Origin of the sequence: Nonlabens dokdonensis, from assembly GCF_002162835.1 — a bacterium.
Lineage (GTDB): Bacteria > Bacteroidota > Bacteroidia > Flavobacteriales > Flavobacteriaceae > Nonlabens > Nonlabens dokdonensis_B.
The window spans coordinates 1-13,362 of record NZ_MAAX01000044.1 but is presented as its reverse complement, the minus strand read 5'-3'; the positions used below and the strand labels follow the sequence as shown (position 1 = coordinate 13,362).

At 36.9% G+C, this 13,362-nt stretch carries 12 protein-coding genes; 1 reads left to right on the top strand and 11 read right to left on the bottom strand.

The genetic code is table 11. The features are described from left to right. The 9 genes from A9Q93_RS02725 to A9Q93_RS02685 all read right to left on the bottom strand — a co-directional run. The coding region (locus tag A9Q93_RS02725; protein ID WP_303685847.1) for a phosphatase domain-containing protein at positions 1–750 on the bottom strand (750 nt) is incomplete at its 3' end. Positions 751–815: 65 nt separating this feature from the next. Continuing rightward, positions 816–986, bottom strand: coding sequence for a hypothetical protein (locus A9Q93_RS02720; RefSeq protein WP_303685846.1), 171 nt, complete (start codon positions 984–986; stop codon positions 816–818). Positions 987–1,049: 63 nt separating this feature from the next. Then, complete coding sequence (locus A9Q93_RS02715; protein ID WP_303685845.1) at positions 1,050–1,883, bottom strand: metallophosphoesterase; 834 nt, start codon at positions 1,881–1,883, stop codon at positions 1,050–1,052. After that, the gene (locus A9Q93_RS02710) at positions 1,865–3,214 is read right to left on the bottom strand and encodes a sodium:solute symporter (RefSeq protein ID WP_303685844.1); all 1,350 of its coding nucleotides are present in this window, start codon (positions 3,212–3,214) and stop codon (positions 1,865–1,867) included. The genes A9Q93_RS02715 and A9Q93_RS02710 overlap by 19 nt, the downstream gene beginning before the upstream one ends. Positions 3,215–3,412: 198 nt before the next feature. Continuing rightward, on the bottom strand, positions 3,413–4,864 hold the full coding sequence (locus A9Q93_RS02705) for a SusD/RagB family nutrient-binding outer membrane lipoprotein (protein ID WP_303685843.1): 1,452 nt from the start codon (positions 4,862–4,864) through the stop codon (positions 3,413–3,415). Positions 4,865–4,924: 60 nt separating this feature from the next. Further along, positions 4,925–8,134, bottom strand: a complete 3,210-nt coding sequence (locus tag A9Q93_RS02700) for a SusC/RagA family TonB-linked outer membrane protein (protein ID WP_303685842.1) — start codon at positions 8,132–8,134, stop codon at positions 4,925–4,927. A gap of 51 nt (positions 8,135–8,185) precedes the next feature. Continuing rightward, the gene (locus A9Q93_RS02695; protein WP_303685841.1) at positions 8,186–8,872 is read right to left on the bottom strand and encodes a DUF2064 domain-containing protein; all 687 of its coding nucleotides are present in this window, start codon (positions 8,870–8,872) and stop codon (positions 8,186–8,188) included. 3 nt (positions 8,873–8,875) lie between these two features. Continuing rightward, positions 8,876–9,940: an arsenosugar biosynthesis radical SAM (seleno)protein ArsS gene (gene arsS, locus A9Q93_RS02690; protein WP_303685840.1), complete on the bottom strand. Its 1,065-nt coding sequence runs from the start codon at positions 9,938–9,940 to the stop codon at positions 8,876–8,878. Between the two features lie 340 nt (positions 9,941–10,280). Then, a complete protein-coding gene (locus A9Q93_RS02685) occupies positions 10,281–10,616 on the bottom strand; it encodes an arsenosugar biosynthesis-associated peroxidase-like protein (RefSeq protein ID WP_303685839.1) in 336 nt (111 codons plus the stop codon). A 166-nt stretch (positions 10,617–10,782) separates the two neighbouring features. On the opposite strand from A9Q93_RS02685, the gene A9Q93_RS02680 reads away from it, so the two are divergent. After that, positions 10,783–10,977, top strand: a complete 195-nt coding sequence (locus tag A9Q93_RS02680; protein WP_303685838.1) for a hypothetical protein — start codon at positions 10,783–10,785, stop codon at positions 10,975–10,977. A gap of 54 nt (positions 10,978–11,031) precedes the next feature. Here A9Q93_RS02680 and A9Q93_RS02675 read toward each other — a convergent pair whose 3' ends face one another. Both A9Q93_RS02675 and A9Q93_RS02670 read right to left on the bottom strand, forming a co-directional pair. Beyond that, positions 11,032–12,459 carry an alpha-amylase family glycosyl hydrolase gene (locus A9Q93_RS02675; RefSeq protein WP_303685837.1) on the bottom strand — a complete coding sequence of 476 codons (1,428 nt, stop codon included), beginning with the start codon at positions 12,457–12,459 and terminating at the stop codon, positions 11,032–11,034. A gap of 62 nt (positions 12,460–12,521) precedes the next feature. Continuing rightward, positions 12,522–13,362: alpha-amylase family glycosyl hydrolase (locus A9Q93_RS02670; protein ID WP_303685836.1), on the bottom strand; the 841-nt coding region annotated here is incomplete at its 5' end.

The following is a 13,362-nucleotide window of genomic DNA, read 5'->3' as shown; positions in this document are numbered from 1 at the left end:
AGGACGCTTTAATTTAGGCGTTCTGTCCCATGGCGTCGGGAAATCTCTTAGTAGAATCGGACCTTTAGGAAAACCGTGAAAGTCTAGAAACTTCTCTAGATACTTGTATAAATTCCATGGACTGTTACTTAAATAGAACATGGGGTTTTGATCTTTTGAAGACGCACCACGATGCAAAAGTTGGTAAAAACTAGCGGCACCTTTCAGTGGCAGTCTGCGATCGTAATTTTTAAAGAAGGTATTGAATGCGACACGCAGTTTGAGAAAACTGGTCACACCAGTATGCATTATAGTATCGTCTATGTCGCTTATCACACCATACGCTGCCTCAGAATAAGGCACTAAAGTCTCTCCAGTGAACTTATTGATCTTGATGCGTTTTTGTCGTTTCGCTTTCGCAAAAGCAGCATTATCTTCAATAAAACTGACTGTAAGGAGTAAGTATCCTTCTTTATCAGTAAGATCGTGCAAGTTGAAATCGGTTGCGATATTAAAAAGAAAATAGCCTTCATGGTCTGCTTTCACCTCAAAAAATTTACCGTTAGGTAAGGTCAGTTTTACCTGAGCATTTCTTATCTCATCGGTCTTAAACGTACGCCATGTATTGCGCAAGGTTTGATACAAGGTTTGCTGCTCATAATGTTTTAATGGCTGGTCTTCAAGAGCGCGGCCTCTTACATAAAGATGACTTTCACCACTGTAAGTACGGTAAATATCGAGTATCCAAGGATCACGTTTAAAAATTGCCATGATGTGAAAATAATAGATTTATGCGAACTGACTTTAAGAATGCCTGTTTTTTAAGAGCTAACGACTTAGTTTTTGGTTCTTAACTGACGTAATGCATACCATATCGCCATTAAAAATAAAAAGCCGAACCATATAAAACTACGGTTGCGCTCACCATCGGCAATTTTATAACCTATGATGCATAGACTGATAACGCACATAGCGATAAGGAGTTTATAAAACCATTTTGGGATCATGTGATTAGGTGAAATTTAATGGTTAAAAGAGAAAACTGAAAACTTAATCCATTCATAAAAATACTAATAAGAACTCAATTCTAGTTTTTTACCTTTTAATAATCGCTCTTCTTCTGGAAGAATCTCCATGTTATCCCAGATTCCGGTTTCTAGAGTTTGAGCATATTCATTAGGCAACTGGTTTTTTCTCATCTCCTCTATTGCAGTTGCATGGTTGTAAGAAAGTGGAATGTGCTGGTATTCTAACCCATTAGCATCGTCTATGATCATTGCCCAGGTGTGTAAATTACCATCATTTGCAGGCATTCCTATCACGCCTGGATTAAGCCATAACTGATTTACGTTTTGATCTACAAACGGCAAACCGCAATGTCCAGCGATGATAACTTCAACATCTAGAGCGTCCAGACTAGCTTGTTTTTTTTCCCAGTCTGTAGATTTGAAGATGAACTGAGAAACGTGATCGTAACTTCCGTGTACTACTCCTACTTTTTTCCCAGCATAATTGAATGTTATATGATCGGGCAATGTTTTAAAGTACTCTTTTGAGCTGGTGTGTAAGTTCGCTTTCGCGAAAGCGTACCATATCTCACTAAAATTATCACAACGAGAGCCTTGAGTAAAATCACAACCACAATCATCTTGATCGTCTCGCAACTGAATTTCTACATTACCCAAAATACTGTTTGCGTCCCAATTTTTGAATAGATCTAGCGTTTCTTGTGGCTGACCACAATAACCTATAATATCACCTGTGCAAATACAATTTCCTGGTGCGATACCATGTTGCTGGGCTACTTGCATCAAGCTTTGTAAAGCTTGTAAATTGCTGTAAACACCTCCAAAAAGAAGCATTTTTCCCGTCTTACGACCTAAATCTATGATCTTTTTATCCATGCTGGTAGTAAGAATAAAAGGAAGCTAAAGCAGATTCCATAAACGTTGATCCATAAAAGTGATGCATATTTTCCTGCGGTAAAAATAAGTTGTGACGGAAACCACTCAAAAACGAGCAATATTCCAAAAAATAAACCGCAACATACGGATAAAAAATAACTGCTTTGTGGTACTTTTCTTTTCCATAACATAAAAACTGGCGTGAGACCTATGACCATGGTACCACTTATGGTGGTCGCACTAAGGATTTCGGCATCTAGGAATACAGGAATAGTTCCTAGAACTGCAACAAGAATCATCATTAATCTACCGAAAGAAACTGTTTTTCCTAGATTTAAATCGATCGTAAGCATTTTTGAAAAGCTAGAAAATGTACTATCTAAAGTACTTGCTGCGCTGGTGATCATAATAAAATTGATAATGAGCAACAGAACTACTCCAAGTTTTTTTGCCACCTCAACAGCTGCCTGACCTTGTAATCCAGATTGTTGTGCATACACACCGACCAAACTAAATAGAACAATACAAATACCGCCTAAAACTGCTGCCCATAAAAAGCTCTTGCGAGTGATTTTAGGACTTGTTATAAAACCACGATCAGTTAACACTGGATCGTGGAATGGGTAGCTAAAACTTTGTAAAATTGCCGCAAAGAAGAGATTCAGACCTAATTCCATGGACCAAGTTCCAGAAGTGATCATTTCTCCAGCGTTAACTTCTGGTTCATTGAAAATCACTCCTAAAATGATGATGAGTAAGATTGAAAAAAGCACCATCTGAATCACATCTGTAAAAATGGAACTGCTCAATCCGCCTTTTAAGGTATAAGCTAATGTCATTAAAGTAAAAACGACAAGAGCTGCGTAATAAGCGGTAGTTCCCATTTCTCCGAAGTAAGTCCCGATAACCATAGTATTAGACCAAACTTCATTAAACAGTCTAAAACTGATCAAAATAGAAAATAAACCAACAGCTCTTTTACCATATTTATCGGTTAAAAAATGATGAATACTAGTGAAATTACCTTGTGTTCTTAATTGGTATATAATAATACCTGCCACCGCAAAAGAAAGGTAATAACCTGCATAAGCCACACCACCGACTAGACCGAATTCCAATCCCAAGTTGGCAGCATTGGTAATACTTTTGGCGAAGATCCAAGATATGATCAAACTTCCAGTAAGCATTACCATATTGGGTTGCTTACCACGATGCTCTGCCTTAAAGAATGTAGCAACATCTTTTGCATATGGCGCTAGTATGAAAAAGATCACACTACTCGCTATAATCAGTAACCATTGTAAGGTTGATGTTTGGGTTAGGAAATCCAAGTTTAAATTTAAGTTTAAGTTTAAGTTTAAGTTTAAGTTTAAAAAAATGTCAATTTGAGCGCAGTCAAGAATGGTTTAATGAAATATTTTTCAGTTTACACATTCTATATTTATTGATTGATATTTAATATTCAAACTCTTATCAAATTTATTTTCAATTTATGTTCGAGTTAAACTCAAGTTCAAATTCGTTTTCATCTACTCATCCCACCAAACTGGCACATTGATATCATTATCATTTGTGGCGCTTGCAGCGACATTGTAATTATCAGCATTAAGTGATGCTTCCTCTGCAGGATAAGGCATTCTTACAGGAATGAGATCATTATTAAAACTAGCCGAAATAGTTTTCAATTCAGGAAATCCAGTTCTTCTATACTCGATCCATCCTTCATAACCGTTGATGACACTAGCGATCCATTTTTGAGTTATAATTTGCTCAATAGGATCGTTACCGTTTGCACCATAAGCCGCATCTGTTGTTAAGTAGTTTGCTGGTAATTCTGTATTCCAGTATTCATGTGCTTGCGTTACTCCTGCTTCATACAATTGTTGTGCTGGTGCAGTGATCAACCCTTTTTCTGCCGCCTCGGCAAGTAAAAAGTTGGTTTCCCATGCCGTCATGTAATTAGCATCTAACATTCCTGTGTTTTCTCTGAAAATAGTCCCTGCAAGAGAATAATCTGCTAGAGTGACGGAAGTAGATGATGCATCGATACCGTTTAATAAACCTTCAAAATCATCTCCATTAGAATTATTACCTCTAGGTCTAAAAAGTACATTGATACGCGCATCGTTTAAATCCTCAAGAACCTCTTCCATGGTTTCACTCATGACGAAGTTGTTGAAATCTCCTGCTCTCAATCGCGCCATACGGAAGTTGTTAGGCTCACTATCAGAAAAATTAAACACCGCATTTTGATCATTTAAAGCAATGTAATTTTGATCATCAAACAAAGTCTGCAGTCTAGCATTTACGTTCTCTTTTTCTGAAATGCGCATCAGTGCTTTTATCTTTAAACTATTAGCAAAACGTACCCAAGCAGTCAAATCGCCATTAAAAAGCACATCACCTTCTAAAGCAATAGAACCATTGTAATTTTCTATAGCTGCAATTCCTTGATCTAGATTATCTAAAATTCCGCCTGGTTGTAAATAGATATCTTCTTGAAGATCATACTTAGGCTCTACAATTCCGTCCAGTCCACGGAAAGCTTCCGAATAAGGAACATCACCAAAAATATCTGTCAATCCAGCGGTCATATAAGCTTTAAAAATCAAAGCAGGACCTTCATAAACTGCAAATGCTGGAGTTTCTTGGGCTTGATCAATGATGATTTGATTATCTCTCAAATTAGTATAAAAAATAGGCCACGGATTTCCACCTAATTGCGGACTTTTTAATGCATGTCTATCGAACAAATTGAAGTCTAACGCTGTCATATGCTGACTTAACAAGCCACCAGCGACAAAACCTTCATAAGACATTTCTTCTCCATAATTGTAGATCACCTGTCTTAAAAGCAAACTAGGCTGCACGCTTACTGGAGCATTAGGATTAGTATTTATTTCTTCAAAATCGTTAGTGCAAGAAGATATTGCGATGCCTAAACATGCAAAGAGCAATATGTATTTATATATTATTTTCATTTGTATAATTCTTATGGTAAAAGTTTAAGTTGAAGCTTAAACTTAGGTTTAAACTTGTTTTTAAAATGTAATTCCCGCTTTAATTCCTATGCTCCTAGTACTAGCGTAAGACATATCTTCTACTCCACCTACAAAACCTTGTCCTTGAACAGCCAATTGTTCTGGATCAAAATGTGGAATCTCACTAAAGGCAAATAAATTTCTTCCTATAAGTGAAACTCTCATTTCTGCGCCGTCATTGAATAAACCCAAAGCTCCTTCATTTAAACTAAAACTATAACCAACTGAAAACTGACGTAGCTTTAAATAACTCGCATCATAAACATTGTTCTCTTCATGATTACGATCATAAAACTGACGGTAATAACTTTCTGCACTTACAGCGGTAGTATTTTGTACGTAAACAGGATTTGCTTCTGTTCCTGTGTTGATGACACCGTTTGCAACTATTCCTGCATCCGGTCTGTTTGCTGTATCATTTAATTGTCCACCTACGGCTCCTAAGGCTAATGTTCTTGAAACGATAATTCCGCCTTGTCGCCAGTCTAGTAGGAAGGATGCATCCCAGTTTTTATACCTAAAACTATTATTGAACCCCATAGTGAAATCTGCATTGTAGTTTCCTAGTTTTCTCAATTCAGGATCTGCGATAAAACGTCCTTCTGGAGTAAGTACAAACTCACCATCTTCATTTCTTAAATAGCCAGTACCATATAGGTCTCCTATCCTGCCGCCTTCTTCTACTTGGTGCCATACGGTTTGATCTTGACTATCGTACACTCTAGAATAAGCTAATGTTAAACGTCCATCTTCTTGAGGTAAATCTTCTACAATCGCTCTGTTAGAAGCAAAGTTTACGGTAGAACTCCATTCAAAATTTTCTGTTCTTACAGGAATGGTATTTAAAACGATTTCTACTCCTTGATTTCTCACCGCACCAGCATTCACTACTTGCTGGCTAAATCCAGATGCAATACCTATAGGAAGTGACAAAATTTGATCTTCAGTCAATGCATTGTAATACGTAAAATCTAAATTAATGCGTTGCTTTAAAAAGCGAATATCAAACCCTAATTCCACACTAGAAGTAGTTTCTGGTCTTAGGTTTTGGTTAGGAATAAAATCTTGATTTGAAAAAGTAGGTTGTGAATTTACATTCACCTGCGAGATAAATGTTCCTTGCGTTTGGTAGGGATCAGTATCATTACCTACTTGTGCATAACTAGCTCTAATTTTGGCAAAGTCAATTTCCTTCGGTAATGAAACCACGTTACTCAAGATAAAGCTTGAAGAAATAGAAGGATAAAAGAAAGACGTATTATCTGCGCTAAAAGGTGTTGCCAGCGCACTGGACCAGTCGTTACGAGCAGTAACATCTAGATAAAGGAAGTTTTTGTATCCCGCTTTCGCGAAAGCGTACAAACTGTTAATTCTTTTCTCACTTCTAAAACCGAAACTCTCAATAGGACTTGCGGCATTATTTAAGGAGAAAATTCCAGGCTGCGCAAGACTTGTAGTTTGCACCTGCGTTGTAGAAGCTGTTTGATTGAGCCTATTTCCACCAGCTCTGGCCTCAAAATTCACATCGCCCAACTGCTTTTTATAGGTAAGCAAGAAATCTGTGTTGATCTCTCTGTAAAACACATCATGCTCTGCATAAGCGCCATTTCTAAAACGGTTGGTAGAAAAATTACGTATGAATCGGCGTTTCTCATTACTGTAATCCATTCCTGTTCTAATCGATGCAGTAAGTTCTGGTGTCAGCTTTCGCGAAAGCGAGACATTTCCAAACAATCGATCGCGACCAAAACTGTTGCGATTTTCTTGCAGTATGAAATAAGGGTTATCAAAGAACGTATAATTAAAAGAATACTGTTGCACGCCTTCTAATCCAGGCTGCCAGTAATTTCTCAAGTTATCAATATTTAAAGATCGTGGTCCCCAAGCTACAAGTGAATAGTTCACATTTTCACTACCATAACCATTTGATGGTCTGTTTCCAGATTCACTATTCACATAGTTAATACTGGCTCTAATTTTAGTCTTATCGTTGGGTGTAAAGTTTAATTTTGCAGCAACAGTCTGTCTATTGAGATCAACTCCTGGAATAATACTTTCACTACGCAAATCTGTAAAGCTTAATCGGTAATCACCCTTTTCAAAACCATCGGTAATAGCGATATTATTGATAAATGTGTGACCAGTGTTATAGAAATCCTTCAGGTTATCTGGATTGCTACGAAAGGCTGTAGGTGTAATAGGTAAACCGCTATATAATGAGGTATCTCCACCACGCACCACGGTACCATCTGGTAAAGTCACTGGACTATCAAATTGTGGTATTAAAATTCCTTGGTCCAATCGTGGTCCCCAAGAATAGGTAATGTTATCACTAACGCCACCGCCTAAACCATCGACAAATTCAAAAACGCCACCTTGACCTTGACCGTATTCATTTTGAAATTCTGGCAATTTGAATGCTGTGTCTACAAAGAAACTGGTGTTGTAGGATATCCCAAGACCTTTTTGTTTGCCACCGTTTTTAGTTTCAATAATGATCGCACCATTTGCTGCACGAGTTCCATAAAGAGCTGCTGCGGCAGGACCTTTAAGAACCGATACACTTTCTATGTCGTCTTGATTCACTTCTCCAGCACCATTTCCAAAATCTACTTCCTGAAAACCTGCTGCGGCTTCATTAGAGAAGTTAAACACCGTATTGTTATTTATAGGCGTTCCATCTACAATAAATAGCGGATTGTTATTTGAAAAACTGGCCTCACCACGAATGGTAATTCTTGAAGAAGAGCCAACACCAGTTGCACCAGGTGTTACAGTAATTCCAGCTACCTTACCTTGAAGGTTATCCAGCAGATTGACCGATTTTACCTCTTGAATTTGTTCTGTATCTAGCGTTTGAACGGCATAACCTAGTTCTCTTTCTTGGCGCTTCACACCTAATGCTGTAACAATAACCTCATCTAGTGAGTCGCCTTCTTCGAGAGTAATATTTATAACAGTTTCATTCTTAACTGGAACGCTCGCGGTTTGATAACCTATGAAAGACACTACTAATGTTGCGTTATCTGCTACAGTAATTGTATAGTTACCGGAGCCGTCTGTGGTTGTACCGTTTTGAGTGCCTTTCTCTGCAACGTTTGCAAAAGGTATGGGATCGCCAGCGCTATCGCTGACTTTTCCTGTAATAGAAATTTGAGCTGCTCCCATAATACCGCATAGGAGTAGCATGACTAGAGTAATTCTCTTCATGAAATAAAATAAAAAATGATTGAAATGCCTTAAAGGCTTGAGCTTTGATAATTAAGCTGCCTTTGGCGATCCTTTATTCAAAGGAAGAAGAGAAATAACAGAGATTGTCTTCTTATGAAAGTATTGGTAATGAGTTTGCTTTCGCGAAAGCGTACTTAAAAGTAATCTTATAATGGAACGATGAGCATCTTTTCCAGAAAGAAAATCTTCAAGATCTTGCTCTGTATCAAGATCTGCTAGAGGTTCTAAAACTTCTAATTCTTGATTTTGAGCAGTAATGTATCGATTAAAAGCAACTGCTAAATGAGAAGACTGCCATGGCAATCCTTGAAATGCCGATGCATCAAAATTTTTCTTGTGCAAGGCGATAAGGTAAAGACCACCATCTAAGGATTTTCCCTTAGCTGCTTTACCCTTGTTGAGAGCTTCGGCAGCATCTTGAATCAATTTTATTGTAAGTAAAGGCGTGTCGTTTCCTAAACAAACAATAGAATCATAGCCTTTATCAAAAACATCTTGAATACTATTAGTAAACCTAGTACCAAATCCTACACCTCGCTGCTCAACTTCCGTAAAATGATAGAAATCATATCCAGAGGCTTTTGCAGTTCTTGTTACTTGTTTATTGAGCACATCAATTAACTCACCATTATGTGCGAGAGGCTTATGTAAAGCATCTGCTTTTGCAGTTTGTGCAAAAAGGAGAATAGCGGTATTTAAATGTGCGTTTTTGATCATGAGTTAAGCAACTACACCTTGACAACTGCTTCCTGCTCCAGCTGTACAGCCATAACAATGTTGAGAAATCTGAATATTACGATCGTTTAATAGATCTTCATTATAATCTTTAATGTGCTGGATTTTATTATCCACCTTTAAATCTAGCATCTGATTGAAATCACAATCGTACAACCAGCCGTCCCAAGATATAGAAATAGTATTCTTACACATCACACCTGCAACTGCAGCTGGATTGTAAGCTTCTACTAGGGCATACATGTAATCTTCATAATTCTCGCTGGCAACTAGATAATCTAAGAAACGAGCAATAGGCAAATTAGTAATCGCAAATAGGTTATGAAAATGTATTCCAAAATCTTCTAATAAAGCGGCTTTCATTTCCTTCTCCATGCTCGCCTGATCTCCTGGTAGGTAAGCGCCGCTAGGGTTATACACTAAATCTAACTTTAAATCGCTGCCTGGCATACCGTAACCACGATCATTTAGTTCTTGTAAGGCTTTGATAGACTTATCAAAAACTCCATCACCGCGCTGCTTATCAGTTTTTCCCTTAGTCCAGTGTGGCATCGAGGAGACAACATGAATATTGTGTTTTTTAAAAAAATCTGGCAAATCATAATACTTAGGATTTGCTCTTATGATTGTCAAGTTAGAACGAACGATAAAGTCTTTAATTCCAGCCTCTGCAGCTTGTTCTACAAACCATCTAAAATCTGGGTTCATCTCAGGAGCGCCACCAGTAAGGTCTAAGGTATGAGCGCCTGTTGTTTTTATGACATCTAGAATTTGTCCCATGGTCTCGCGTGTCATGATTTCTTTACGATCTGGACCTGCGTCTACGTGACAGTGTGCACATACTTGATTACACATATAACCTACATTCACTTGAAGAATTTCTAGTGTATTAGGTCTAAGTGGTAGTTCATTTATTTCTTTCAGTTTCTTTGCAAATGAAGGCAACTCGCCGTTAGAAAATGGTTCTCCATTGAGGATTTGCATTTGCTTATTAATATTTGCTAAGTCTGAATCTCTCTTTTTTAAAGAGGTTTTTGTGTTTACAGCCATTATAATGGTGTCGTTTTTTCAATTATTATAAGTACGCACAAGTGGCACTTATGGTTTGCATAAATAGTGACTATTTCTCACAAAACTGTCACTTTACATACTATGTCTCATTAATTAGGAATAATATACAAGGACATAGGATGAATTAACAACTGAGTTCATTTGCGTTTGAAATGAAGCCAGCCGTTATTATTAAATTCTGTATTCCTCTTAAGAAAATTACTATAAATTGCAATCCTTTAAATCCCAAATATCACTAACAAGGTTTGCCAGGCTCAAAATTCTAGTAATTAACTAGTATAGGAATGCTATCACTTATACAGCACCCACTCTGGAATTACTACATCTCTAATTTATTCACCTTATTCATCATTTGAACACCATGAACTAATGTAGCGCCACCTTGAATTGCTCCAGCAACATGCACAGCCTCCATCATTTCTTCTTTGGTGATTCCTCTCTTTAATCCGTCACTAGTGTAAGCATCTATACAGTAAGGGCAGTGTACTGTATGAGAAACTGCTAGAGCAATCAAAGATTTTTCTCTGGCAGTTAAAGCTCCTTCTTCAAATACTTTACCGTAGTAATCAAAAAATTTCTCTCCTAGTTCTTCACTCCAATCAGTTATTTTACCAAATTTTTTAAGATCCTTAGGATCGTAATAGGTCTTTTGCATGTTTAATTATTTAATGGGTTAAATTAACAAATATGAATTATAAACTATCAGTTCTAATCAAAAAACATAAGACTGACTTAAAATATCACTAAGGTTTTCCTAACTTCTGTGAAGTGAGATTTATAAGAGCTTATATTTATTAAAATCAATCTTAAAATATTATATCATGATTAAAATATTCGGAATTATTATGGCTGTAGGCGGTGCCATCGCACTAGTATTAGGTGTATTAGGAGCCTTTGGCACCATGAATATGGGGTCTGCTACGTGGCCATGTCTTTTACTAGGTATTGTTTTCTTCTTTGCAGGAATATCTATGCTTAAGACTAGAAAAGATAGTGACGCCATAAAAAATGGTTAAAAAAAATAGGCTCTCTTATTTTAAGAGAGCCTATGATACCTATAATGGTAATTATTATTTCTGTAAAATAAAAATACGATAACCATATGGTGGTAAGTCTAATCTGTTTTCATCAGTGAATTTTGTAGAACCACCTCTTAAAGCATCAGAAATAGTACCTTCAAGACCTTCTACTTTAACATTTTGTCTATCTTCTGAGAAGTTTGCTACATAGAAAATTGTTTCTCCATCTTTTTCTCTTTTAATAGCATAAATACTAGTATCATCGCTCGTTTTTAGACGTGTGTAACTGGCGGCATTTTTACCACCATTTAATGCAGGATTATTTGCTTTAAGCGCACCTAACTTTTTCATGATCTCCCATGTTTTACCCTTGGTCTTAGGAATGGTATCTTTTTCAAAGAATTTTAATCGGTAATCCATATCGTATTCTTGCCCTGAATAAATTAAAGGCATTCCTGGAATCATATATGAGAATGCTAACATTGTTTGAGCTTTATTCCCCATTCTTTCATTTACCGATCCGTTCCATGAATTTTCATCATGATTTGTTATAAAATTCATTAAGATATCATCCTTCTCATAATTATTTGCGTTGCGGTCCATATACTCATCCCATTTATCTACACTCGCTTTTCCTTGAGCCAGCTCATTCATAATATGATGTCCTTCCCAGTTATATCCCATATCAAAGGATTGTTTAAAAAGATCTTTCTTTTCACTTTCAGCCAGCATAAATAATGGCTTCTGGTCTTGTAGTTGAGCTGTTGCATAGTTCCAGAACTCTGTAGGAACTTCATGAGCTACATCACATCTAAAACCATCTATACCATATTCAGTCACCCAGTGAGACATCGCTTTAGTCATTCTATCCCATAAATCGCGATTATCATAATTTAAGTCTGCTGTGTCTGTCCAGTCAGTACCTGCAGGATGCATCATATTTCCTTTGTCATCTCTAGTGTAGAAATCAGGATATTGTTTTATCCATACATTATCCCAACCGGTGTGATTTGCAACCCAATCTAAGATGACGTACATTCCATTCTCGTGAGCAGTCTCAACTAATTTCATGAGATCTGCTTGGGTTCCTAAATCTGGATTCACTTTTTCATAATCTGCTACAGCATAGTAACTGCCCAAATACTTTTCTCTTTCTTTAGGATCTTTAATATCCTCCACTAGTAGATCTCCTTGAGCCTTTCTATTCTTTTCAGAAATAGGAAAAACAGGCATTAACCAGATTACTTTTACACCTAATTCCTTGAGCTGCGGTATGTCTTTTGTGAACTCGTTAAAAGTTCCCTCTGGAGAATATTGCCTTATGTTTGCTTCATAAATGATAGCATTTTCAAGATCTTCATCTTGTATAGGTGAATAGGTAACTTCTTCAGTTTTTGCTACCTCAACAGTTTCTTTTTTGTCTTCTTTACAAGCAAAAATTAGGGTCAATGTAAGTAATCCTAAAATGTATTTTTTCATTTAATTTATGTTTTGGGTAATTGAATTTCAATATTAGTTTTTTGATGCGCTATTTGTCACTTTTACTTCATTTTTTCATTCTTCATTTGTAAAATCATGAAGTTACCAGGTTTAATTTGAATATTTTTCTCATTAACAATAGCATTGATTGCGGTTCCGCTTTCGCGAAAGCGTTCATTATTATTCTCCATATTTAAAATCAAGCCGGTTTCATTAAAGAAAACAGTCGTTTGCTCTCCAAAATAGCTACGTTGAATAGCCAAAATCCCATTGTTCTCTGACATCACTTGAGTTGTCCCGTACATGAGCGACATAGAATTACGTCTTAATTTTACTAACTCTCGAACTAACTCGCGTAATTTCCTTTCTCGATCAGAAAGCCCATCAAATTTCATCATCCTGCGGTTATCGGGATCGTTTGCTCCTATTGATCCATATTCATCACCGTAATAAATCACCGGCACGCCTGGCATGGTCATATTAAAAGCCTGCAACATACCTAATCGGTCATAAGCGGTAGAATCACTCATGACTATGTCTCTGGTCCAGCCGGCTTTTTTTGCGTCTTCATCAAATCTCACATCGCCACTAGCATAACTTATAAATCTTGCTCGATCTTGATTTCCCGAGATATTTCCCATCAAATGATGGTGACCGTAATACTCTAATCCTTTTTTTAAGGTTTCTGTCAAGTTTGCATAATCGCTATCCGCTTTCGCGAAAGCGGAAACAGCAGCATCATACTGGTTAAAATCAAACTGCGCATCTAACATTCCTGTACTTACATAGCTTCTAATCAAATCGTAAGAACCGTAAGTTTCTCCTATTTGATAAATAGGCCTGTCATTATTGTTGCGCACTTTTTGAGTCAATGTTCTCCAATATTCTTCTGGAACATGTTTA

Excerpts from the sequence above, each read along its gene's own strand:
- A9Q93_RS02720 (WP_303685846.1), bottom strand. The coding sequence starts at position 986 with ATGATCCCAAAATGGTTTTATAAACTCCTTATCGCTATGTGCGTTATC.
- A9Q93_RS02715 (WP_303685845.1), bottom strand. The coding sequence starts at position 1,883 with ATGGATAAAAAGATCATAGATTTAGGTCGTAAGACGGGAAAAATGCTT.
- A9Q93_RS02705 (WP_303685843.1), bottom strand. The coding sequence starts at position 4,864 with ATGAAAATAATATATAAATACATATTGCTCTTTGCATGTTTAGGCATC.
- A9Q93_RS02700 (WP_303685842.1), bottom strand. The coding sequence starts at position 8,134 with ATGAAGAGAATTACTCTAGTCATGCTACTCCTATGCGGTATTATGGGA.
- A9Q93_RS02695 (WP_303685841.1), bottom strand. The coding sequence starts at position 8,872 with ATGATCAAAAACGCACATTTAAATACCGCTATTCTCCTTTTTGCACAA.
- arsS (WP_303685840.1), bottom strand. The coding sequence starts at position 9,940 with ATGGCTGTAAACACAAAAACCTCTTTAAAAAAGAGAGATTCAGACTTA.
- A9Q93_RS02685 (WP_303685839.1), bottom strand. The coding sequence starts at position 10,616 with ATGCAAAAGACCTATTACGATCCTAAGGATCTTAAAAAATTTGGTAAA.
- A9Q93_RS02680 (WP_303685838.1), top strand. The coding sequence starts at position 10,783 with ATGATTAAAATATTCGGAATTATTATGGCTGTAGGCGGTGCCATCGCA.
- A9Q93_RS02675 (WP_303685837.1), bottom strand. The coding sequence starts at position 12,459 with ATGAAAAAATACATTTTAGGATTACTTACATTGACCCTAATTTTTGCT.